The 20,962-nt window shown below is 40.5% G+C and carries 25 protein-coding genes; 11 read left to right on the top strand and 14 right to left on the bottom strand.

Annotated features, from left to right (window positions below):
- The first annotated feature begins 1 nt into the window (after nucleotide 1).
- From EV695_RS05570 to EV695_RS05560, 3 genes are read left to right on the top strand one after another with little or no spacing between them, the layout of a single operon-like run.
- Nucleotides 2-532 carry a CIA30 family protein gene (locus tag EV695_RS05570; RefSeq protein ID WP_165874625.1) on the top strand — a complete coding sequence of 177 codons (531 nt, stop codon included), beginning with the start codon at nucleotides 2-4 and terminating at the stop codon, nucleotides 530-532.
- The gene (locus EV695_RS05565; RefSeq protein ID WP_131904900.1) at nucleotides 519-1,013 is read left to right on the top strand and encodes a thiol-disulfide oxidoreductase DCC family protein; all 495 of its coding nucleotides are present in this window, start codon (nucleotides 519-521) and stop codon (nucleotides 1,011-1,013) included. The genes EV695_RS05570 and EV695_RS05565 overlap by 14 nt, the downstream gene beginning before the upstream one ends.
- Nucleotides 1,014-1,016: 3 nt before the next feature.
- A complete protein-coding gene (locus EV695_RS05560) occupies nucleotides 1,017-1,232 on the top strand; it encodes a TIGR02450 family Trp-rich protein (RefSeq protein WP_131904899.1) in 216 nt (71 codons plus the stop codon).
- 20 nt (nucleotides 1,233-1,252) lie between these two features.
- Here the strand turns inward: EV695_RS05560 and EV695_RS05555 are convergent, their stop codons facing one another.
- From EV695_RS05555 to EV695_RS05520, 8 genes are all read right to left on the bottom strand, one after another.
- Entirely contained in the window at nucleotides 1,253-1,843 is a 591-nt protein-coding gene (locus EV695_RS05555; RefSeq protein ID WP_165874624.1) for an LON peptidase substrate-binding domain-containing protein, read from the bottom strand.
- Nucleotides 1,844-2,087: 244 nt separating this feature from the next.
- Nucleotides 2,088-2,438: a DUF4174 domain-containing protein gene (locus EV695_RS05550; RefSeq protein WP_165874623.1), complete on the bottom strand. Its 351-nt coding sequence runs from the start codon at nucleotides 2,436-2,438 to the stop codon at nucleotides 2,088-2,090.
- Nucleotides 2,439-2,479: 41 nt separating this feature from the next.
- Entirely contained in the window at nucleotides 2,480-3,031 is a 552-nt protein-coding gene (locus EV695_RS05545) for a chalcone isomerase family protein (protein ID WP_131904896.1), read from the bottom strand.
- 25 nt (nucleotides 3,032-3,056) lie between these two features.
- Nucleotides 3,057-3,524, bottom strand: coding sequence for a DUF3833 domain-containing protein (locus EV695_RS05540; RefSeq protein WP_243651481.1), 468 nt, complete (start codon nucleotides 3,522-3,524; stop codon nucleotides 3,057-3,059).
- A gap of 4 nt (nucleotides 3,525-3,528) precedes the next feature.
- A complete protein-coding gene (locus tag EV695_RS05535) occupies nucleotides 3,529-5,139 on the bottom strand; it encodes an MFS transporter (protein ID WP_131904894.1) in 1,611 nt (536 codons plus the stop codon).
- A gap of 4 nt (nucleotides 5,140-5,143) precedes the next feature.
- Nucleotides 5,144-6,382 carry an SAM-dependent methyltransferase gene (locus EV695_RS05530; protein WP_131904893.1) on the bottom strand — a complete coding sequence of 413 codons (1,239 nt, stop codon included), beginning with the start codon at nucleotides 6,380-6,382 and terminating at the stop codon, nucleotides 5,144-5,146.
- Between the two features lie 60 nt (nucleotides 6,383-6,442).
- Entirely contained in the window at nucleotides 6,443-7,204 is a 762-nt protein-coding gene (locus EV695_RS05525) for a DUF1365 domain-containing protein (protein ID WP_131904892.1), read from the bottom strand.
- Nucleotides 7,201-8,577 (bottom strand): NAD(P)/FAD-dependent oxidoreductase, encoded by a 1,377-nt coding sequence (locus EV695_RS05520; RefSeq protein ID WP_131904891.1) that lies wholly within the window; start codon nucleotides 8,575-8,577, stop codon nucleotides 7,201-7,203. The genes EV695_RS05525 and EV695_RS05520 overlap by 4 nt, the downstream gene beginning before the upstream one ends.
- 275 nt (nucleotides 8,578-8,852) lie before the next feature.
- On the opposite strand from EV695_RS05520, the gene EV695_RS05515 reads away from it, so the two are divergent.
- From EV695_RS05515 to EV695_RS05495, 5 genes are all read left to right on the top strand, one after another.
- Nucleotides 8,853-9,320: a PAS domain-containing protein gene (locus tag EV695_RS05515; protein WP_131904890.1), complete on the top strand. Its 468-nt coding sequence runs from the start codon at nucleotides 8,853-8,855 to the stop codon at nucleotides 9,318-9,320.
- A gap of 45 nt (nucleotides 9,321-9,365) precedes the next feature.
- The gene (locus EV695_RS05510; RefSeq protein ID WP_131904889.1) at nucleotides 9,366-10,133 is read left to right on the top strand and encodes an SDR family NAD(P)-dependent oxidoreductase; all 768 of its coding nucleotides are present in this window, start codon (nucleotides 9,366-9,368) and stop codon (nucleotides 10,131-10,133) included.
- A 1-nt stretch (nucleotide 10,134) separates the two neighbouring features.
- Nucleotides 10,135-10,626, top strand: a complete 492-nt coding sequence (locus EV695_RS05505) for a nuclear transport factor 2 family protein (protein ID WP_131904888.1) — start codon at nucleotides 10,135-10,137, stop codon at nucleotides 10,624-10,626.
- 24 nt (nucleotides 10,627-10,650) lie between these two features.
- Nucleotides 10,651-11,280 (top strand): glutathione peroxidase, encoded by a 630-nt coding sequence (locus tag EV695_RS05500; RefSeq protein WP_131904887.1) that lies wholly within the window; start codon nucleotides 10,651-10,653, stop codon nucleotides 11,278-11,280.
- An 89-nt stretch (nucleotides 11,281-11,369) separates the two neighbouring features.
- Nucleotides 11,370-12,401 carry a MerR family transcriptional regulator gene (locus EV695_RS05495; protein ID WP_131904886.1) on the top strand — a complete coding sequence of 344 codons (1,032 nt, stop codon included), beginning with the start codon at nucleotides 11,370-11,372 and terminating at the stop codon, nucleotides 12,399-12,401.
- Between the two features lie 147 nt (nucleotides 12,402-12,548).
- Here EV695_RS05495 and EV695_RS05490 read toward each other — a convergent pair whose 3' ends face one another.
- Nucleotides 12,549-13,970: a cryptochrome/photolyase family protein gene (locus tag EV695_RS05490; RefSeq protein WP_131904885.1), complete on the bottom strand. Its 1,422-nt coding sequence runs from the start codon at nucleotides 13,968-13,970 to the stop codon at nucleotides 12,549-12,551.
- Between the two features lie 149 nt (nucleotides 13,971-14,119).
- Between EV695_RS05490 and EV695_RS05485 the strand changes: the two genes are divergently transcribed.
- The gene (locus tag EV695_RS05485; protein WP_131904884.1) at nucleotides 14,120-15,088 is read left to right on the top strand and encodes a YbgA family protein; all 969 of its coding nucleotides are present in this window, start codon (nucleotides 14,120-14,122) and stop codon (nucleotides 15,086-15,088) included.
- A gap of 60 nt (nucleotides 15,089-15,148) precedes the next feature.
- Here the strand turns inward: EV695_RS05485 and EV695_RS05480 are convergent, their stop codons facing one another.
- A complete protein-coding gene (locus tag EV695_RS05480; RefSeq protein WP_131904883.1) occupies nucleotides 15,149-16,378 on the bottom strand; it encodes a zinc ABC transporter substrate-binding protein in 1,230 nt (409 codons plus the stop codon).
- On the opposite strand from EV695_RS05480, the gene znuC reads away from it, so the two are divergent.
- Together znuC and znuB are read left to right on the top strand one after the other, a co-directional pair.
- The gene (gene znuC / locus EV695_RS05475) at nucleotides 16,377-17,246 is read left to right on the top strand and encodes a zinc ABC transporter ATP-binding protein ZnuC (RefSeq protein WP_131904882.1); all 870 of its coding nucleotides are present in this window, start codon (nucleotides 16,377-16,379) and stop codon (nucleotides 17,244-17,246) included. The two genes, EV695_RS05480 and znuC, sit on opposite strands and share 2 nt — an antisense overlap.
- Entirely contained in the window at nucleotides 17,239-18,024 is a 786-nt protein-coding gene (znuB, locus tag EV695_RS05470; RefSeq protein ID WP_131904881.1) for a zinc ABC transporter permease subunit ZnuB, read from the top strand. Before znuC ends, znuB begins: the two co-directional genes overlap by 8 nt.
- An 82-nt stretch (nucleotides 18,025-18,106) precedes the next feature.
- On the opposite strand, the gene EV695_RS05465 is transcribed toward znuB, so the two are convergent.
- The 4 genes from EV695_RS05465 to EV695_RS05450 all read right to left on the bottom strand — a co-directional run bounded on the left by EV695_RS05465 (nucleotide 18,107) and on the right by EV695_RS05450 (nucleotide 20,839).
- A complete protein-coding gene (locus EV695_RS05465; RefSeq protein WP_131904880.1) occupies nucleotides 18,107-18,640 on the bottom strand; it encodes a DoxX family protein in 534 nt (177 codons plus the stop codon).
- 21 nt (nucleotides 18,641-18,661) lie between these two features.
- Nucleotides 18,662-19,516, bottom strand: coding sequence for an HvfC/BufC N-terminal domain-containing protein (locus EV695_RS05460; protein WP_131904879.1), 855 nt, complete (start codon nucleotides 19,514-19,516; stop codon nucleotides 18,662-18,664).
- Nucleotides 19,506-20,396: an MbnB/TglH/ChrH family RiPP precursor modification enzyme gene (locus tag EV695_RS05455; protein ID WP_207906954.1), complete on the bottom strand. Its 891-nt coding sequence runs from the start codon at nucleotides 20,394-20,396 to the stop codon at nucleotides 19,506-19,508. The genes EV695_RS05460 and EV695_RS05455 overlap by 11 nt, the downstream gene beginning before the upstream one ends.
- Before the next feature lie 89 nt (nucleotides 20,397-20,485).
- On the bottom strand, nucleotides 20,486-20,839 hold the full coding sequence (locus tag EV695_RS05450; RefSeq protein ID WP_131904877.1) for a BufA1 family periplasmic bufferin-type metallophore: 354 nt from the start codon (nucleotides 20,837-20,839) through the stop codon (nucleotides 20,486-20,488).
- Nucleotides 20,840-20,962 lie beyond the last annotated feature (123 nt).

The following is a 20,962-nucleotide window of genomic DNA, read 5'->3' as shown; positions in this document are numbered from 1 at the left end:
TATGAATGCATCCGCCCAAGACCTGATCATTGACGACCGCAGCACTGGAGACACCCGTTCTAATATAGGTGCAGACTGGCGACTAGTAACAGACAGAGTGATGGGAGGTATTTCAAAAGGCAGCTTAACTCCAGAATCATATCTGGATAAAAAATGTCTACGAATGCAGGGTGAAGTATCCACCGAAAATAATGGCGGTTTCGTGCAAATGGCGCTGGATTTGAATGATGGCAAAGAGTTTGACGCCAGTAATTTCCAAGGCTTGGAACTCGTAATCGCAGGAAATAATGAAGTCTATAACCTGCATTATCGTACCAGTGGACTTTGGATGCCTTGGCAATCGTATAGGGCAAGCTTCAAAGTCTCACCTGAATGGGGCATTGTAAAAATACCATTCAGCATGATGACTCAGTATAAAACCAGCAAAAAATTTCAGGCCAGTAAAATCAAGCGCCTTGGATTAGTAGCCATAGGTAAGAATTTTGATGCGGATTTATGTGTTGCTTCGGTGAGGTTTTATGGAAAACAGTAATCCAGTCGCTGAAAACACAAGTGATGCTCAAGCAATGAAATCTAAAGTCACCATGTATCACGATGGTGACTGCCCTTTATGCAAGTTTGAAGTCAAGACTATGCAAAAACTAGACACCGCTAAAGCAATACGCTGGGTGGACATCACAAAAGATAAAAAAGCGCTAGAAGACTCCGGCATCAGTTACCAACAAGCCATGGCAAGAATCCATGTGCAAGACGAAAACCAGAATATGTTATCCGGTGTCCGAGGCTTTATGACTGTGTGGAAACAACTGCCTTATTATCGAAGAATCGTTCCTGTCATCGAGCATACACCTTTACTGTTACCAATTCTGGAAAGCATTTACACCGTGTTTGCCAGGTATCGCTTACCACTAACAGGTAAAAAGCCGCTTACACCTGCTTCTGAAGTTACCTGTAAAACTACTAACGAAACTACTAATAACGAGATCAACAAAACAACAAACAAAGGGGTTTGAGTCATGAACCAGATAAATCCAAAAAAGCTGCTACTATCAAAATGGACTGCAACAGCGCCTGTAAACAAGGAGCGTCACTTCATTGTTTCTGAATTAATAAAAGATGAAGAAGAGAAAATCATTGGCTGTAAATTAGAAGCCGTCATTAACAAGAATCACTACGAAATCCAGTGGCAACGTTTAAAAAACAATGAAGAATGGTTGATGGGCTGGAAGTAACGACTGGGCAGATTAGACGATTAATGACGAACTTCAGATATCTTGCTAGTACTCTCCAGTATCGCAGTTAACGCTTTTATTCTTTGTTCGATGGTATCGATTTCAATCAACATCTGCTTGTCTTCATCCGATAAATTAAGAAAATAGAAAAGAGCATTCAGTAAATTTTCAGAATCTAATTTCTCCATAACTTCCCAATCTAATTTCATATCGGTTTGATTGAAATAAGATTTTAACGCACTAATAAATGATTTTTGCGTAGCGACGTCAGGCTCAGATTGATCGTCATAATCCCTTGCAAATTTAGACCAGTCTGGAACGATCAGACGATAACCACGGGTTGTTACTATTTCATCTTTTATTTCAAAACGGCACAGTCCCGTCAGAGAAATTTCTAACCGACCATCGTTGGTTTCTTCATAACGGGTAATCCTCGCCGCACACCCAATATTATACAGTTCAGGTTTGGCGCTTTCGTCACGCGGCTGGATCATGCCAATCAATCGGTGATTCTCCATCGCATCTTGCAGCATGTTTATGTAACGCGGCTCAAAAATATTCAAGGGCAAATGGCCACCCGGCATAACAACGGCATTTGCCAGTGGAAACACGGGAAGTGTGCTGGGAAGCTGATCAAAGCTTTGCATAAATGGACTTAATTTACTCATTTTCATCCTTGTTGATTAGGCTTTAATATAGCCTTATTGCGAATTTTCTAGAATACACCCCCCTACTTTGGGGCACTTTTTTATAATTGTTATTTTTTCTTAATATACAAGACCACTACTGCATTTCTTGAATGCGCATCGGCATCTGGTCAATCTCAGAAAATAGATAATCGATGTTTACTTTTTCCTACCTAAGCTTTTCACCTTGATCATAACCAATCAATAGTAGGCGAAATTCATTATTACTGACATTGTAAGTCTCTCTGAAATCTTGACTTGATATACCATTTGTTATGCCTGTTTGCACTTTGACGCCTAACCTTACAGGATCGTTCCCAATCACATGCCAACTGTGCAATTTACGTTCTTTAAACTCATCTCTGAATTCTGCTTCTAGCTTTCTAAAAAGTTGATATTGACGATGCTCATTGCTCGGAGCAAAAACGATTAGCTGACGTTTTTCCCATGCGTAATTGTTCAAGGCCAATCTTACCTTGTCAGTTGCTTTTTCAGCGGCTGAAACACTTGTGGAAGACATAATCATAAATAGTAATATCAGGATGTTTTTCATAACCAGCCTTAGCCACTAACAGGAAAAAAAGATCGATACAGAGGATTGGATATTGGTTTGTTTTTTGACAACCAGATACCCAGATATGCTTTTGCCAATTCTGCAGATTTAATCTCGATTAGGTTCTTGTCATTTAAATCCAGCCGCATCAGCTGATTTCTACCGTTATAGCAAAGACTATAACTATCACCTTTCTTTACGGGTTTATAAGCTTGTTGAAAAGCATCTAAAGGGGCTTTAATTTTCTCAAGGTATTCGGCGTTGTGCTGGCGACTTAATACTTTAAATGTTGCCAACCTAAATTTGTCCACCGATAAATCAACGGCGTAATCCAGTTTTAAACATTTTGATACGTTCGTGTTAAGTATCGTTTCCGCTTTTACTGCATTAGGGCTGTAAAGACTAATATCATAAACCTTTATCATTTTTAAATAACGCACTTCACCCTTGCTGTGCAGTGGCCACTGTTTGGTATAAGCAAATGCTGAAGAAAAAATCGTGCTTAATACCATTACCATGATCATTACAATCAAGGGAAATATCGTTTTAAATAAGCGCATAATTAACTCCGAGAATCAGTCTTTTCTACTTTTTGAAGCTGATAAAAACTTCACCCAGCCTGAAACCAAATTTACTCATTTTTGCCCTATTGAGCAGAACGCCGTCTGGTTGTAAGAACATCCAATCATCAAAACTCACTTTATACGTTTTACCATCGACTGGCAGGCTCAAGTCATACTTCCAATGTAGGGCATTACCTGCACTAACTCCCTTAGCTTCGCCAATAACATCATCAGCTTTACCGATATATTGATTGTCGCTACCTTTACTGATTGTCCAGACGCGTCTGGATTTTTCACCATCATTCCAGACAAAGTCTTCTTCTAAAACCAACTGACCCTGGTCATTTGTATAACCATTGATATCAACAACAAACTGTCGTTTAAGATTGCCGCTTCGATCCTGAAACATTCCCCAGCCACGTGTTTTACCCTGAAAGTACTCAAACAAAGTAAAGCTCGGTTTGTTCTGTTTATAGTCTTCAATTTTCATCGCGCTACTGCATCCGCTCATTATTGGTAACAAAAGAAATAGTGTGAGAATTAATCTTTGAGTTATATTTATCATCGTGATTACCTACTTTTTCATGTGCTTCTTGAGTTGATACATTCTTTACTGCCTTGATCGGTTCTTCAGTTTGTGATTTTGTTGTTGCTTCTATTAATGGTGTTGATAATAGTGTTGCTGGCTGTCGTGGAGACATTTCCAATGACAGCTTTTCCAGTCGTGACGTTGTGAAATAACTTCGGTTAAATGGGAAATGCCACATTTGAAAGAGGACCCATATCTTAAAAAGAATAGGAATCAGCGCATACAAAACCACTAAAGTCACAACCGCTATCTGACTAGAACCTTCAGTAGTTGAACCATCCAGTTTAAGACCGACCATGTCTAATAAGGGGAAAGCTATTCCAATGGCTAACGCGAGTGATAGCTTTGTCAACAAGCCCCAGATACCAAACAACAATGCGGTTGAATTTTGACCTTCTTTAACGTTAGAAATATCATCTGACTGCTGAGTAGCTTTGTTAGCTTTGTTAGCAGAAATATCCTGAGAGATATCCGCCTGAATAGATGCTGGCATAACAACATCAGCGCCCAAACAAAAACCACTCGCCACACAGATGAATAGAAAACTCAGAAAGTCACCAGTATTCAGGAAAGGTACCCAGATAAAACTCGCTATAGAACCGTAGAGCGCAGTACACCAACTAATATGCTTGTCTGTTTTGCGTGCTAAATATAACCAGAAAGGAATCCCTACTATTGCCGATATAAAATAACTGACTAACAGTATTCCGATCATCTCTGGCGTTTGTAGAACATAGCTGACAAAAAGAATAAATAAGGTTGCAGGTAAAGCGTTAGCGATGCTATTGATGAAATAAGCAGGTAATAACCTTTTAATTGCAGGATGTTTTAAAAGTTCAAACGTCTCTTTACTGAAAAGCTTCTTGTTGTTTGGTCTTTGCTTATCAGGTTTTGAGCCAGACAGTAATTTTGGCGATAACACCCATAACAGAGGCAGCAATGTCAGCGGTACTAAAAAGGTCAGGTAATTTGCAAGCATCGACAACACAGACTTTATATCTGTTTCGATCGACATCAACACGGGTAAACTAATGACCGCAACAGTGCCTATTACTGCAAAAATCTCCCGACTGGATGCCAGCGCACTTTTCTCATGATAATCATCGCTAATTTCAGCACCTACGGCTAACCAGGGAATGTTTATTAAAGTCCAGCCTAAATAGGTGACGAATGACCAAAAGAATAAATAAAAGGCCGTAGCTGTTTCTTCTGGTCGAAGTAAATAATTCAACCCAACCAGCAACAATGGGATGCCAGCAATGATAAAACTCTTTCTTCGCCATGAAACGGATCGAAACTCAGGATAACGATCATTCAGCAACCCAATTATTGGATCAGTAATCACATCCAAAGAACGCGCTAACAGTAACGCCAAGCCTACGGCAGTTAAAGATAAACCCAAGTTCTGACTATAATAACTTGGCAAGTATACGAATAAGGGAAGCCCTAGCATCGCCAAAGGCAATCCCGGTAATCCATATAAAAAAACCAAATATGATTTGAGTTTACCGCTCACAATGTTATCCCGAATGTGTCAACGTCAACTGAATTACATCGATACGTTCTTCTTCGAAGCCTGCCTGACAGTAACCTAAGTAATACAACCACATACGTTGAAAGCGCTTGTCATAACCTAAGGCTTCCATTTCTGGAATCACGTTCAGGAAGCTCTGCTCCCAGCGAGCCAGTGTTTCACCATAGTCGTGACCAAAACTGATACGGTTATCCACTTTTAAATCATTTTTAGAGACTAAATCAGACAAAATACTTTCAGATGGCAACATGCCACCCGGGAAAATATAACGCTGAATAAAATCCGCACGTCGCTGGTACAAATCGTAATACTGATCTTTGATGGTGATGATCTGTAATACCGCTTTACCACCCGGCTTCAAGCTACGCTTCAACATCTCAAAGTAAGTTTGCCAGTATTGCTCACCCACTGCTTCAAACATCTCTATTGAGACAATATGATCATATTGCTGATCTATCTCGCGATAGTCTTTAATTTCTAATTGGGCGTTATCACCAAAATGAGACAAACGTTGCTTTGCAAATTCCAACTGCTCTTCAGAGAGTGTTACACCGTGTAAATGACAGCCTTTTTCCAACGCTTTTTCTGCAAACCCGCCCCAGCCACAACCGACTTCTAATATCGATTGGCCTTTTTTTGCATCTATTTCATTTAGAATTCTGTCGTATTTATTATTTTGGGCTTCCAGCAAGGACTGGTCTTCACGCGCAACGTTGTAAGTCTCTTCTGATTCAAATAGCGCCGATGAATAAGTCATGCCTTCATCGAGCCACAACTTGTAGAAATCATTACCCAGATCATAATGATACTGAATATTCTTTCGGCTCCCCTTTATGCTATTTTTACGCAACTTGTGATAAATATTAGCGGTAGCACGAAGCATGCTTTTTCCACCATAAGCATTGCCTAACTTGTTTCTATTTTTAAGAAACAGTTTAAGCAATTGCGTTACGTCATCGCTGCTCCAGTCTCCCTCTAGGAAACTTTCTGCAAAACCCAAGTCTCCTTTTGCCAGGCATCGCCATGCCATTTTTAAAGGCTGATGGATTCGTAAGGTAGCCGTTATGGAATCATCATTTCCACAAGCATAGCAATGCCCATCAATGTGCACGAACAATGTTCCATGATGTATTTTTGCTAAAGATTTCATTAACCAGCGCTTAAATGCCGGCAAATGATCAAAACTTGGCGGTAAAACACGAGTTAACGTCATTTCATTATTCATATTTATTCCTCGAATATCTCAGGATGTATCAACTATTACGTTTAATAATCATTCAACAAACTAACTAAAGTCTTCTTTGGGTGCTTCTGGCTTTTTATGATAAACACCGCCTCTCATCCATATTTTTAGAGCCTGCCAATGGATCAGCCACATGATTTTGAATGTCATTAGAGGCAAGCGAAAAAATTGGCCTAAAAGGTGGGGGGTGGTTATCTCTTGCTGTTCGCCCATTTGAGTAGCGGTTAACATCAATTCGTTATCCTGATACTCGTTTATCACTATCATTAATTCGTCTTTAGGCGTACCAATGGTGAATCTATATTCAGCATCCATACTGATAAATGGCGACACGTGAAAATGCTTTTTCTTGTGGGCTTTAACTCTGCCTTTATAGGGTTGATTATCGTTATGTAGAACGTAGTGATGATGCTCTCCGAAAGTATTGCTGACTTCGCAAACAACTGCATATAGCTGACCATCTTCACCGAAGCAGTACCACAAACTTAATGGATTAAATGCATAACCTAAAATTCTAGGGAAACACAGTAATTTCACCTGATGTTTTGCCTTGCTCAAATTGCGCTCATCCAGAACCGTATCAATCCATGCTCTCCATTCTGAACCATTTCTAGCGCCATGATCTTTGGTATAAACGCTGTATAAATTAAAGCGATTAAATGAAAGCAGTGGATTTACCTTACTTTGCTTAACTTCATCAATATCGATCAGAAAACTAAATACTTTATAATTAAAACGATAGTTTTGAGGAAAATGCCTGCGGTGCATTACATCGCATTCATATAATGATACGGCTGAGCTCATTGAGCACTCCCCAAACTTGTTTGTGGTTCAACTTTTTGCTCAGCGTTTGATCCTGTTATTACCTTATTCCACGGTGCAATAACACCTAGCTGTTCACAGACGTTTACAGATGAAGATAACGCATCTTCATGGAATCCATATCCGGTGTAACTGCCACAGAACCAACTATTATTTTCGCCTTGCAATTCATTCAAACGAGACTGAGCATAAATAGCATCACGGTCAAAAACAGGATGGTGATAAGTCATTTTCTTAATGACTTTGCTTTCATCTAATTGCTGGTATGGATTGAGTGTTACCAGATAATTTTTTTCTGCTTCAACCTTCTGTAAATTATTCATCCAGTAGGTTGCTGTGACCTTACTTTCATCTGAGCCATCCGCTAATTTAGCGCCAGATTGAGCTAAATAATTCCACGAACACCAGGCATTTTTGCGCTTAGGCATCAGGTTTTCGTCAGTGTGTAAGTAGGTGATATTTTCCTGATAATTAAAGCAACCCAGAATTTCCTGTTCAGTGTCACTTGGCTGATCAATCAGTTTAAGCGTTTCGTCTGCATGGCAGGCAAAGATCACTTGATCAAAATAAAAACGTTCATCACCACTAATGACTTCAACAGCACCCTTTTCATTATTGCTGTCGCGTCTGACAGATTGAACGCCGCCTTTAATCGAAATCTGATCATTTAAATCAGGCATCATTTTACGTATGTATTCTCGACTACCACCCACCACACTTCTCCATTGTGGTCTATTTTGCAAATCAATCAGTCCGTGATTCGCGAAAAATCTCAAAAAGCTGTAAGCCGGGAAGCTATTCATAATCTCGACAGGACAAGACCAAATCGCAGCACCCATCGGTAGCAGGTAATTTTGTTGCAAGTCTTTGGAAAATTTGTGCTGCTTGAGAAAGTCACCAAGCGAGTGTTCGCTGGATTTATCTTTTTCTAACACAGGCAACTCTGCATGAGCCGTTTTATTGAATCGAACTATCTCCTGGATTAAACGCCAGTGCTTGATGCTTACCAGATTGCCGCGCTGTGCAAACATCCCTTTCAATCCGGAACCTGCGTATTCAAGCTCTCCCTGATTCATAGAGAACGCAAAAGACATATCGGTAGCCTGCGTCTCAACCTCAAGCTCTTCAAAAAGACCAACCAGATTTGGGTAATTTTTTTCGTTGTAGACGATAAAGCCAGAATCTATAGCCAGCTCTTTATTATTTTCGACTACATCGTGAGTGTGAGTGTGACCACCGAGGTAATCATTTTTTTCAAACAGTGTGACATCATATTTATCTCTCAAAAGCCAAGCCGCAGATAATCCTGTTACCCCTGAACCGATAATTGAAATTGACTGTTTTTCTTTAATCATGTGATCACACCAAATTAATTTACTATACAATAGTTATACATAATGTATAGCATTTGAGTCTGTTTGTATAACTATTTTTTACTATGTGCCATTTTATTGCTAACTCTGTGAAATAAATGCGAAATGGATGTGAAAATTTATGAGTGAAAATAGGCATGGCAAAAAGGAATAAAAAAACCGTGAAAAACCCTAAAAACACAGCATTTAACTATCAATTTTGTTATAGACTGATATGGTGTTTACATTAAGAAATGAAGAGATATGGAAGCAATCGTATGAGCAATGACCATAATACGAACGAAAACGATTCAATACCGGAACAAACCCCAATAAGGCCCGACTTACTGCACGCCCTTATTGATCATGCAGAACATGGTATAACCATTGCTGAGCGTGAAGGTGACGATACAATTCTGCTTTATGTGAATCAGGCGTTTGAAAAAATGACAGGCTACACGCCAGATGAATGCCTATATAAGGATTGCCGTTTTCTGCAGGGTGAAGATAAGCAGCAAGAAGAAATTAAGAAAATTCACAAAGCGATTCAAGATGAAGAGCCTGTTAGAGTAGTCCTTAGAAACTACCGCAAAAATGGCACCCTATTCTGGAACGATCTCACTATCACCCCTTATTTCGACAAAGTAGAAAGCGTGATGTATTACATTGGTGTACAAAAAGACATCAGTAGCTTTAAAGCGCTTGAAGAAGAACTCGCTATTGCCAAGGCAAAAATCAACGAATAAAAATAAAGCTGTACAAGTTATGTATAATTTTAGTATAAATAGAATATGCATAAACAGAAAACAGCGTGGATTATTGGAGCAAGCTCAGGAATAGGCAAATGTCTTGCCGAGCTAATGGTCAAAAATGGCTGGCAGGTTGCCATTAGCAGCCGCAACCAAAACGCCTTAGAAGACATCGCCAGCAACCACGAAAACCTCCATCCTTTCTCTTTAGATATTACAGACAAAGAAAGTTTAGCAACGGCCAGAGGTTTAATTCTTGATAAACTCGGCTCTATTAATTCGCTATTTCTAAACGCCGGGGATTACACCCCAATGCCACTGGATGAATTCGACCCTGCTTTATTTGAACAGTTAATCTCCATTAATTATCTTGGCGTAGTTAACGGACTGGATACCATCCTGCCTTATATGCAAGGCGAGAAATCTGGTGAAATTTATGTAACAGCTAGTCTTGCAGGCTATCGTGGCCTCCCAAAATCTGCTCCTTACAACGCCAGTAAAGCGGCCGTAATCAGCCTGACAGAATCACTTCGATTAGAACTTGAACAGCAAGGAATAACCTTGCGTTTAATCAATCCTGGTTTTGTTAAATCTCCGCTGACTGATAAGAACAACTTTAAGATGCCTTTTATGATTAGCCCCGAGAAAGCAGCTGAATACATCTATAAAGAGTTACCTAAAAGTAACTTTGAAATCACTTTCCCAAAACGTTTTGCCTACATTATGAAAACGTTTCGAATACTCCCTTATCGACTCTATTTTGCGTTAACAAAATCCTCACTTCAAACCGATCAAGTGAAGGAAGCCTGAAATGAATCAACAAGCAAATCAAACAATTAACATCGAAAATAGCGCTATAGATAACAATGAAAAAAGCCGTGAAAAAACATTCATGCGTTTTTTCACGGAGTTAACCGCTGAGAATCTTATCCAGATTAACGAGATATTTGCCCCTGATGCGCACTTTAAAGATCCATTCAATGATGTATACGGAATAGATGCGATTAAAACCGTGTTCACTCACATGTTTGATACGACAGAAAGACCAAAATTCAGGATCAATCATTACGCATCTAATCAGCAAATACTCTTTATCCAATGGCAATTCAGTTTTGGTAAAAACAAAACCATGTGGGCAATAGATGGCTCCAGCATGGTGACCTTTGATAATAACGACCAAGTAAAAGAGCACATAGATTACTGGGATCCTGCTGAACAAATTTACAGCAAAGTGGGATTACTTAGACCGCTTATGAATTTTCTTAAATCACGATTAACAGCAAGTAACGATTACAGCAAATAGTATCGGTTAATAAGGCACAAAGACATGAATGAACAAAGCATCAATAACCCAGCAGTAAGCCAACTATTCAAGGTATCGACCTTGTTAGCGCTACTGCTTGGTTTCTCACTATTAATACCCTTCTTTTCCATAGCAACCGCCAAAACGATTTCAGCTCCAGTTAACTCAAATGGTTGTCCTGCGACACTGGATTTTGATCTTAGAAAATTAGCTAAATCTGATAAAGTAAATTTATGTGAAGAATACAAAGGCAAGGTGGTTTTGATCGTCAATACCGCGAGCAAATGTGGTTTCACTGGCCAGTTTGATGGGCTTGAAGCCTTATACCAAAAATACCAGGATAAAGGTTTAGTCGTTTTAGGCTTTCCTTCCAATGACTTTGCCAATCAAGATCCAGAGAATGAAAAAAATATCGCTAAATTTTGCCGCCTCACTTACGGCGTGAAATTTCCGATGTTCCAGAAAACCCATGCCGCCGAGAGTAATGCCTCACCAATCTATAAAACCCTAGGGAAGATGGCAGGTGAGTTTCCGCAATGGAATTTTCATAAATACGTGTTAGATACTAACGGGAATTTGATTGGCTCATTTAAAAGTCAGGTTACTCCTGAGAGCAAAGAAATCGTCTCCCTAATAGAAAAACACTTACCTTAGAACAGTCTAAATACGCGCTTATACAATATCTGTACAGCATGTTAATATAGCGCCATTTTTTACACACGACAAATTAACTGGTTAACAGCATGAACGAAGATCTTGATAGCTTATTACCCGCATCGGAAGAAGGTTTCTACCCGATTAGAACCGTTTCCGAAGTGACAGGCGTAAACGCCATAACGCTTCGTGCCTGGGAAAGACGCTACGGGTTATTTAAACCACAACGAACTCCGAAAGGGCATCGTTTATACAGCCAGCAAGATATTTTGCGCATTCAGCAAGTTTTACAATTGCTCGAAAAGGGTGTGTCTATAGGGCGAGTATCTAATGCTTTAAACAAAGAAGCCAAGCTAGAAGACCTTAAAGATATCACCTTGCAAAACGATATCGTCAAGACCGAGGATAATCTGTTAGCAGCAGATCAACAGAAGACAGAAACCCCTTCTGAAAATCAGTGGAAAATCTATAAAGATAAACTAATGGCGGCTGTTAATAGTTATGATTTAGAGACACTTGAAAGACTCAATCATGAGATCTTCTCGCTCTATCCGATAGAAATTATTAACCACAGTTTGTTAAAACCGTTACTGCACGAACTCCGTAGTCAGGCTGATCAACTGCAATCTTTGTCTGGCAATTACCATTTTTACTGGCAATTCCTGCAACAACGAATCGGTGGTTTATTCTTAAAAAGCACCTTGCAGAATCGCGGTAAAAAAATTCTGTTAATGGCTTATGGTGACCCTCAAGCAAATGTAGAGCTAATGTTATTCGGGCTGCCACTGCTAACTCATGGTTACCGAGTCGTCGTGCTTGGCAGCGATATCCCATTCGATGCCATCCCGATGACTTTATCTCGTGCGAGTTGCGATGCGCTGATTATTTATTCTGCCGTACCATCTACAAACGCATTATCAACCCCGGAAGAAAATGAGCCTGCGCACGCAACCGAAATGATTACATCTATCAAAGCGGTTGCAGATAGCCAGAAGATTCCAGTATTTATTGCGGGACAACACAGCGAAACTGAAACAAAAAACCTGCTTGAAAGTGGGCTTGTGTTATTAGCAGATAATGCTATTGAGCAATTAAAAGTGATTGATGCGACATTAGCTTAATCAACACCTATTCAATCTAGCCTATGCCACCCCCCTACTTTGAGGCGTTTTTTTATACTAAAAAAATGGTTATAAGTAGGGGGTGGCTTTTAACTAATTTGCTATTACTAATTCTCTGATTAAATTCTGATTAAATAAGCTAAGGCACTATTTAATTTGGGAGTATCTATCAAGCGCACGCTCTCTCGTAGCTTTCAGATCAACCATCGCTTCTGGGTAATTGCATTGCTTTGCTTGCTCTTCAGAAGGCTGATGAATCGCTTTATTATCCAGTTTACTTAGCTCTGGAACCCACCGACGAATGTATTCTGCCTTGCCATCAAATTTATTGCTTTGTAACACAGGGTTAAATATTCGGTAGTACGGCGCAGCATCCGCACCACTTCCTGCAACCCATTGCCAACCCATTGTGTTATTGGCGATATCTGCATCAACCAAAGTATCGCGAAACCATGCTTCGCCCTTGTGCCAATGAATTAATAAATTTTTGGTTAAGAAGGACGCAGCGATCATCCTGACACGATTATGCATATAACCTGTTTGCCAAAGCTCTCGCATACCCGCATCAATGATAGGAAAACCCGTATTACCCTGCTGCCAGCGTTTTAATTCTTCTTCATTGTTACGCCATTCAAATCCTTTGTATTTTTCGAATAAAGGATCGGTAACCGTTTCAGGAAAGTGGTACAACAATGCATAGGCAAACTCACGCCACACGACTTGACGTAAAATATGTCCAACGCCGTGATCGTGATGCGGGTTTTGTGCTTTATGCATATTGCTGTAGTGAAATACCTGTAATGGGCTTATTTCACCAAAGTGTAAATGTGGTGAAAGTAACGAAGTGCCACCAATTGCAGGGAAGTCTCGTTTTTCTTTGTAGTTTTGTACGCCATCTTCTAAAAACTCATGCAATGCATCATGTGCAGCATCTTCGCCTACTTTCCAATGCTTCATCATTGCTTCATCCCATCTTGGGATAGGTTCCTGAGGGAGAAGTTTAAGTTGATTAAGCTCTAAAGAATCTGGCCACTTTTCTGCCGGCTTTAAATCCGATGGCATTTCATACGGCGATGTAAGGATGAGTTTTTGTACCAATGCTTTCCAATAAGGCGTAAATACGCGATACGGTGTATCGTCTTGTTTTGATACCTCCCATGGCTCCAGTAATAAACTGCCTTTAAAACTTTTTACCTTTATTTGCTTGCTTAAGATTTGCTTACTTAAGGTCGTTTTAATTTCTTCGTCGCGTTTTCTTACTTTTGGCTCATAGCAACGATTCCAGTACAGATGTGTAGCCTTAGTTTCATTGATCAGTTCGCTTAAAACCTTTAACGGTTCGCCCTGCCTAAAAATTAACTTTGACTGCTGAGAGCTTAAATCTGCTGACAAACTTTCTAAGCTTCGATGTAACCAGGCACTACTTGCACCACCAATACTACTAATACTTTCCTCCATAGCATCGTCAATAAATACGGGGATTACGACATCACACTCATTGCACGCGTGTAGCAATGCAGCGTTATCCGCTAACCGTAAATCTTGCCTAAACCAGACGATACCAATCATAAATGCTTTTCCTTAGCGCGTTTAAACGCCTTAAATTATTAAATATACAACTCTATTTTGATCATAATTGTATAACTATTTAAATTAATTGTACAACTTATGTATAGCCATGTATACTGATTGAAAATAACCTACTTCAGGAGACTGAAATGCTAAGTAACAATAATTTCCCAAAACTAAAACTCGGTATCAGCAGTTGCCTTCTTGGCAATGAAGTTCGCTTTGATGGCGGACACAAGCGCAGTCAATATATTCAAAATACATTAGCCCGTTTTTTTGATTTCCAGACATTTTGTCCTGAAGTTGCCATAGGTATGGGTATCCCTCGTAAACCTATTCGTTTAGTACGTAAGTCAGAAGATGATGGTAAAAAAGCGTACGCAGTAGATGTTAAAAATAACGAATTAGATTTTACCAATGACCTACATGAATACTCAGAGATGATCGCAAAAAATTATCTATCTGATATCAGTGGTTATATTTTCAAGAAGGACTCACCTAGTTGCGGCATGGAACGTGTAAAGGTGTACAGCCCTGAAGGACATTTTGTACATAAAGACGGCGTTGGCATTTACGCGGCTGTAATCAAAGAGCACTTCCCACACATGCCAATGGAAGAAGAAGGCCGCTTGAACGATGTAAATCTTCGTGAAAGCTTCCTCACCCGTGTTTACTTATACAACGACTGGCAGTGTATGGTTAAAGAAGGTATCACACCACGTGGCCTGGTAAACTTCCATGCACAACAAAAATATTTGTTTATGGCGCACAACCAGCACATTGCTCGCGAACTCGGTCAAATGATCGCCACAGCAGGCAGTGCCGATATCGATGAGTTAGCTGAGTCGTACATCTCACTGGCAATGAATGTACTAAAGAAACAACCAGACCGTAAACGTCACACTAATGCGTTACAGCACATTATGGGTTACTTACGAAAGAAGATTGATAGCGATGACCGTCAGGAATTGTTAAATAGCATTATGTCTTTTCAAAAAGGCGAAGTGCCATTAATAATGCCGCTTACATTGCTCAAGCATCATTTTTCGAGACACCCTAATGACTACATTGCTAAACAGCGTTATCTTTCTCCATTCCCAGTTGAGCTGCGTTGGTAGTTGCTAGCAGCTTCTGGTTTTCAAGGTACCGCTGGCAATAGTGAAATCTCCCAATTAATACTATTGCAAGCAGTTCGATATGGCTTTGCCCATATTGTTGAGCCAACCAAGATATGCATCTTGGTTTGGCTCTATTTTTCTGGCAAGTACATCTATTTCTACCACTCTTATTTCCTTACTGGCATTTTTAGGCAGCAAATTATCTACCTGAGATTTTGTGATATCTGGGCCAGTAAAAACGCAACGTATATTCAAATCAGAAATTAACTGGCGGGTTGCGCTTAGTTTCTTCGCTCCACTTGTTAAACCTTCATGTGTATTAAGAACGATTGGATCGGCGATTCCAAATTCGTGTGCAAAATACTGCCATGAATTATGAAACACAATATACGGAATGGCTGTTTTACCATTTAATTGCTGCGTTATCTGCATTGACTCCTGACCCAGTTTAGCGTCAAACGTATCCAGATTTTTCTCGTATATTTTCTGATTCTCTGGGTCTAGCCTGGACAATTCCTGAGTGATTTTACGTGCCATTAATAGTGCATTTTTGGGGGATGTCCAGATATGCATATCCTGTTTCCCATGATTATGACTATCGAAAATTTTCGTTTCAGCAATGACTTCTTTAGATGTTAATGCTTCCTCTTCAGCTTTGGTCTCGGGACTAGTCTCAGAAATGGTCTCAGAGCTGACTTCAACATTATCATCAGGTTTTACTTCAGACGCTTCAGACGCATGAGATTCATGTTCGTCACCATCGACATGACCTTCGTGTGGCTCATGATCGTGATCATGTTCGCCATGTCCCAATTCCAGCGCCGCTTGTTTTAATATTTTGTTTTTTGCTTTGCGCATGCTATCCCAGTCTATTAACGCGATACCTTCAACTTCGGCTAATGAGATGAGTTTGTCTTTATGCTTTTCCAGCAAAGGGTTTAGCATCACTTCCATGTGCTCATCGATACGGAAAATGATATCCGCCTGCGACACTTTACGAATATCAGAAGGCTTAAAACTGGCATTATGCGGTGATGAATAGTCGGGGATTAGTTGAAAACTACTCACATGGTCTTCTAACTGATCACCCAAAATCGCCAAAACAATCGATTGCAATGGCTTAATCGTGGTAACAATATGTAATGGTTCGGATACTTTAATTTTTTCGGTTACTGTTTTAGTTTCTGCTTTGTTTTCTGCTTTGTTTTCTACCGACTCTTTATCGCCACCATTATTTCCACACGCAGTGAGCATTCCAGAAAGCAAAAAAAAGAGTACAATACCGCGCATGTCTGATCCTATCCAAAATAAAAATGTTGAGTTACTGGCTTCGCTAGATCATATCAACCTTAGCCTGCAAGGGAAGACGATTCTGCATGATGTAAGCCTGCAATTGCAAGCAGGAAAAATCCTGACGGTTATTGGCCCTAATGGCGCAGGCAAATCGACACTGATTCGCATTCTTTTAGGATTAGAAACGGCTCAAAGTGGGGGGGTGTATCGAAAACCCAAATTACGCATTGGTTATGTCCCACAAAAAATGGCAATCGACTCACTGTTGCCGCTTACTGTAGAACGGTTTGTGTCGCTGTCTTCCCGATCATTTAGCAATACCGCAAAAGCAAAAGACGCGTTAGAAGAAACCGGGGTTAAGCACCTTGCAAAACAAGCGATTCAACAATTATCTGGCGGCGAATTTCAGCGCGTTTTACTGGCACGAGCATTGCTACGTAAACCCGAATTACTGATACTCGACGAACCTGCACAAGGTGTTGATGTTACCGGCCAAGCAGAGCTTTACGAACAAATTGCCGCCTTAAAAAACACCTATGGTTTCGGTGTTTTAATGGTTTCTCATGACTTACATTTAGTGATGCAAAAAACAGATCAGGTGCTGTGCTTAAATCAGCATATCTGCTGTAGCGGACAACCGGATGATGTCAGCAAACACCCAGAATATCAGCGACTATTTGGCAATTTACCCGCCGAAGGTTTAGCTGTTTACACCCATCACCATAATCATTGTCACGAGTTAAACGGTGATGTTGTGGTGGGCGAATGTAAACATGCAGACCACAATCATTCGCATCATGAACATACAGATATCGCCATTGAAAAAGTAACAACTAAAGAGCAGGAAAAACACACGCATGGATGATTTTTTAGTCCGCGCCATTCTGGCAGGCGTCGCGATTGCATTAATTGCCGGCCCATTAGGTGCTTTTCTACTCTGGCGTCGGATGGCATATTTTGGCGATACCTTATCTCACTCAGCGATATTAGGTGTGGCTCTCGGCATGCTCATGTCGATCAATGTGAATATTGGCATCCTGGTTTCTACATTATTGGTCGCTGCCTTACTGATACTATCGCAGCGGCAAAAACGACTGGGTAGCGACGCCCTACTCGGCATCATTTCACACAGCGCATTGTCGCTAGGCTTAGTCTTAATCAGCTTTGTGCATGGCATGCGGGTTGATTTGAATGCATGGTTATTCGGTGACATCCTCGCGGTTACATGGACAGATTTAGGATTAATCGCTGTAAGTGTGGGGGTGGTTTTAGCCGTACTCACCGTGATCTGGAAACCATTATTATCATTAACCGTACATGAAGAACTGGCTTTGGTAGAAGGCGTTAATATCTCACTAATCAGCGCGATCTATACATTGCTGATTGCGGTTTTGGTGGCAATAGCGATGAAAATAATCGGCGCCTTGCTAATCACATCACTGTTAATTATACCCGCGGCAACGGCTAGACAATTCTCTAAAACACCAGAACAAATGGCAGTGCTTGCTATCGTCGTGGGCTGTATTTCTGTGATTCTGGGATTAAGCGCTTCTTTCTTATGGGACACGCCTGCGGGCCCATCGATCGTAGTAGCTGCTTCTTCTTTATTTTTGTTGAGCCAGGTTTTTAGCAAACGTATTTAAGAAAAAGGTGCTTAGCTTGCGGTAATCGACAGCACAAGCCGTCGATTACAATTGGAATCGTATTCGTGTATTCTTGCTGGAGTTATTTGCTGGTCTTTTTCTCTAAACCCAACCAGTAATCTAGCGACAACTTACCTGGCCCGATAACAATCAATGCGGCCGCAACTCCGGCCCACCACATTGCAGGATTCACCCAGTGCGACCATGTCGGGAATACTGCTAACTGGATAAAGATAGTCATACCGAGGATGCCTAGTGCGGCAAATCTCGTAAACAATCCAACGATGATCATTAGTGGCAATACGATTTCTGCCACGCCTGCAGCTACAGCAAAGTACTTAATATAAGCAACGGTAGATGAGCCATCCACATACTCTAAAGTTTTAGGATCACACAGCAAAAGCGCGCCTTCTCGTGGTTCTTCAGGGCAGAAAAACTCATACAGAAATAAATCATAGACGCCGGGATCGGGTTTCAAAAAACCATTCCATTTGGCTAAACCAGAATAAAAGAACACACTGAAAAGTTGCCAGCGTAAGCCCAGCATAGCCAGTGGTTTAAACAATATATTCAGCCATTCAAATACGGCAATATAAAATGATCGGATTAAATTCATAGCGTGTTACTCGATTAAATTTTATTTTTGTGGAAGTTTTTGTAAGCGTTGTAATAGATGGGCGTTCAGTAGCTCAGCAAATAAGGTTGAAATATCAAAACTTTCATCCATTGCCAACGCCTGCTTTGTTGCTTCATCAATATCTGCAGTCTGTTTCAAACACTTCATGAATACCGCTTCAACGGCAGACAAAGGTTTAGCTTGCACCTGTAAATCCATCTGCCAAAAAATCACGGAGTTCTGATGTGGATTTAACTCTATTTTATGGTCTTCTGAAATTTCTCCGAACCGCAGTTGCCCCCATAATTCAAAGATATCGAACTCCAGATCAACCACTCGGCTTGAATCAACCACTGTTAATGGTAATTCCGATAAATCTTCCCCTTGTGCTATTAAATCCTGAACAACCTCAAGTGTTAGAAACGACTCTCCATTCTCATTGAGTGATTCTAACCAGGCTTGATCTAAACGACAGATATCAGGCACATAAGGAAATTGAACTAACACCTCAGCGAGATGTTGCTGAAGGAACTCTAAAAAGCTAAGGGTTGACGGCTCTAATTCATCATCCACAGATTGTTCGGTACGGTTTTCAAAACCATAGCCTATTAGCGTTGCATTGGATGGCGGTGTAGCGTTGACATAAGCGCCTGCCACTTGTGCGAAGTAGTCGTCTCCCCAAAGTTTAACCAGCGTCGGGAAATTACTTTCAAGTGCAGAAACACTGGCTCGGATAAAACCATTCCGGTAAACGCTTAAGAATGCTTCAGGTCTGCTGTCTTCGAGGAAAGAAGCTAACTGTGCTTTTTCTCCCGTTTGCATGAATTGCTGAAATGCACGCAAATACTCACTGTGTGAAGAATGATCAGCTGGCATTAGTCACCGCCAATTGAGGCTGTTGAGCCATTCTGGATGAGTCCATCAAAATCGAATAAGCGCGATTACGCTCGGTCATTAACTCACTAAACTCGGGCACATTATCATCACGTTCTAATAGCACCGGTTTAGGCCCTAAAATTGAAATAGCCGTTTCTAATAAATCCCACACAGCTTCATCTACTGGAGCTCCATGACTGTCGATTAATAAATCATCGGGAAAATTAGGGTCGGCATCAAAACCGGCTATGTGAATCTCACCGACTTTGGCAGGATTTAAAGATTCCAGGTATTGCTGAGGGTTTAAAGCAGTATTACGGTAGCTGAGGTATAAATTATTTACGTCGACCAGTAATCCTGCTCCGGTTCGGTTTGCAGCTTCCATCAAGAAATCTGCTTCATCCATTTCTGAGATAAAATCTAAATAATTGGTTGGATTTTCAATCAGAATAGTACGACCTATCGCCTCTTGATAGCGATCAATACCATCACAAAGGCAATTCAAAGCCTGTTGTGTTCGCGGCAAAGGCAATAAGTCAGAAAAATAAGCATGCTGACTTGTTGACCAAGTCGCATGTTCAGACACTAACACAGGGCTAAAACGTTTAACTAAACTGGATACCTGTGCCAAATGACTGGTAGTAATAGTGGCAGGTTTCTCGTTAAAGGATCCGAGAGAACCTGCGACGCCGTGAAAGCTAAGCGGAAAGCGATCGGCGATTTCTTGTAAATAACGAAGTCTTGGCCCGCCTTGTACGAAGTAGTTCTCGGTATGAACTTCAAACCAGAGTTCTGATACAGCATTGGGCTGGGAGCCTGCGTCAGCTGAAAAATGTCCATCAGCTAATAAAAGTGCTGCTTCATAGTGCTGGGGTTTCAAGTTTATCCCCGCGCCTGTCAGCGTTGACTGCTTCGAATCAAATTGGGCCAAATGACTTTGCATATTCAGTGTATTAAAGCTTAGAAATATTACGCTTTAATTTCAGACTTAGAACCCATGCCTACTGGTGTCTTGATGAATTCACAAGTGCCTTTTGGTGCATAAGTCCATGCATTACCCTGGAAATCACTTGTTGAAGTACCCTGACAACTTGTACCTGGACCTGCTGCACAATCGTTCTCAGCTGTTAATGCAATACCGAAACATTTATCTTTACGTCCTGAAATCTCAGCACCTGCAACCCAAGAATTAAAGCTCTTTTTAGCGCTATCAGAAGCATCTGCAGAAATTGTTAATTGGTCGTTAGGCTTTGCAGTAGCAACAGAAGTTAGAACAGCTAGAGCAGCGCCAGCGATTAGTGCAGAATTCGTAGAATTTTTCATAGTAATAAATCTCTTAATTAATAATGGTTTAAGACATCATTTGATATCTGTAGTGTTATACGACACATTTTGAAATTCAGATCAAATTAATTTAATTTAACGTTAAAAGACAAAGTGTTAGTT

It is taken from the genome of Cocleimonas flava (genome assembly GCF_004339015.1).
GTDB classification, from domain to species: Bacteria; Pseudomonadota; Gammaproteobacteria; order Thiotrichales; family Thiotrichaceae; genus Cocleimonas; species Cocleimonas flava.
This window is presented reverse-complemented; position numbering and strand designations above follow the sequence as displayed.

What these genes read in the sequence shown, in the direction of transcription:
- EV695_RS05570 (WP_165874625.1), top strand. Translation starts at nt 2, where the DNA reads ATGAATGCATCCGCCCAAGACCTGATCATTGACGACCGCAGCACTGGA.
- EV695_RS05565 (WP_131904900.1), top strand. Translation starts at nt 519, where the DNA reads ATGGAAAACAGTAATCCAGTCGCTGAAAACACAAGTGATGCTCAAGCA.
- EV695_RS05560 (WP_131904899.1), top strand. Translation starts at nt 1,017, where the DNA reads ATGAACCAGATAAATCCAAAAAAGCTGCTACTATCAAAATGGACTGCA.
- EV695_RS05550 (WP_165874623.1), bottom strand. Translation starts at nt 2,438, where the DNA reads ATGTCTTCCACAAGTGTTTCAGCCGCTGAAAAAGCAACTGACAAGGTA.
- EV695_RS05545 (WP_131904896.1), bottom strand. Translation starts at nt 3,031, where the DNA reads ATGCGCTTATTTAAAACGATATTTCCCTTGATTGTAATGATCATGGTA.
- EV695_RS05540 (WP_243651481.1), bottom strand. Translation starts at nt 3,524, where the DNA reads ATGAAAATTGAAGACTATAAACAGAACAAACCGAGCTTTACTTTGTTT.
- EV695_RS05530 (WP_131904893.1), bottom strand. Translation starts at nt 6,382, where the DNA reads ATGAATAATGAAATGACGTTAACTCGTGTTTTACCGCCAAGTTTTGAT.
- EV695_RS05525 (WP_131904892.1), bottom strand. Translation starts at nt 7,204, where the DNA reads ATGAGCTCAGCCGTATCATTATATGAATGCGATGTAATGCACCGCAGG.
- EV695_RS05520 (WP_131904891.1), bottom strand. Translation starts at nt 8,577, where the DNA reads ATGATTAAAGAAAAACAGTCAATTTCAATTATCGGTTCAGGGGTAACA.
- EV695_RS05515 (WP_131904890.1), top strand. Translation starts at nt 8,853, where the DNA reads ATGAGCAATGACCATAATACGAACGAAAACGATTCAATACCGGAACAA.
- EV695_RS05510 (WP_131904889.1), top strand. Translation starts at nt 9,366, where the DNA reads ATGCATAAACAGAAAACAGCGTGGATTATTGGAGCAAGCTCAGGAATA.
- EV695_RS05505 (WP_131904888.1), top strand. Translation starts at nt 10,135, where the DNA reads ATGAATCAACAAGCAAATCAAACAATTAACATCGAAAATAGCGCTATA.
- EV695_RS05500 (WP_131904887.1), top strand. Translation starts at nt 10,651, where the DNA reads ATGAATGAACAAAGCATCAATAACCCAGCAGTAAGCCAACTATTCAAG.
- EV695_RS05495 (WP_131904886.1), top strand. Translation starts at nt 11,370, where the DNA reads ATGAACGAAGATCTTGATAGCTTATTACCCGCATCGGAAGAAGGTTTC.
- EV695_RS05490 (WP_131904885.1), bottom strand. Translation starts at nt 13,970, where the DNA reads ATGATTGGTATCGTCTGGTTTAGGCAAGATTTACGGTTAGCGGATAAC.
- EV695_RS05485 (WP_131904884.1), top strand. Translation starts at nt 14,120, where the DNA reads ATGCTAAGTAACAATAATTTCCCAAAACTAAAACTCGGTATCAGCAGT.
- znuC (WP_131904882.1), top strand. Translation starts at nt 16,377, where the DNA reads ATGTCTGATCCTATCCAAAATAAAAATGTTGAGTTACTGGCTTCGCTA.
- EV695_RS05480 (WP_131904883.1), bottom strand. Translation starts at nt 16,378, where the DNA reads ATGCGCGGTATTGTACTCTTTTTTTTGCTTTCTGGAATGCTCACTGCG.
- znuB (WP_131904881.1), top strand. Translation starts at nt 17,239, where the DNA reads ATGGATGATTTTTTAGTCCGCGCCATTCTGGCAGGCGTCGCGATTGCA.
- EV695_RS05465 (WP_131904880.1), bottom strand. Translation starts at nt 18,640, where the DNA reads ATGAATTTAATCCGATCATTTTATATTGCCGTATTTGAATGGCTGAAT.
- EV695_RS05460 (WP_131904879.1), bottom strand. Translation starts at nt 19,516, where the DNA reads ATGCCAGCTGATCATTCTTCACACAGTGAGTATTTGCGTGCATTTCAG.
- EV695_RS05450 (WP_131904877.1), bottom strand. Translation starts at nt 20,839, where the DNA reads ATGAAAAATTCTACGAATTCTGCACTAATCGCTGGCGCTGCTCTAGCT.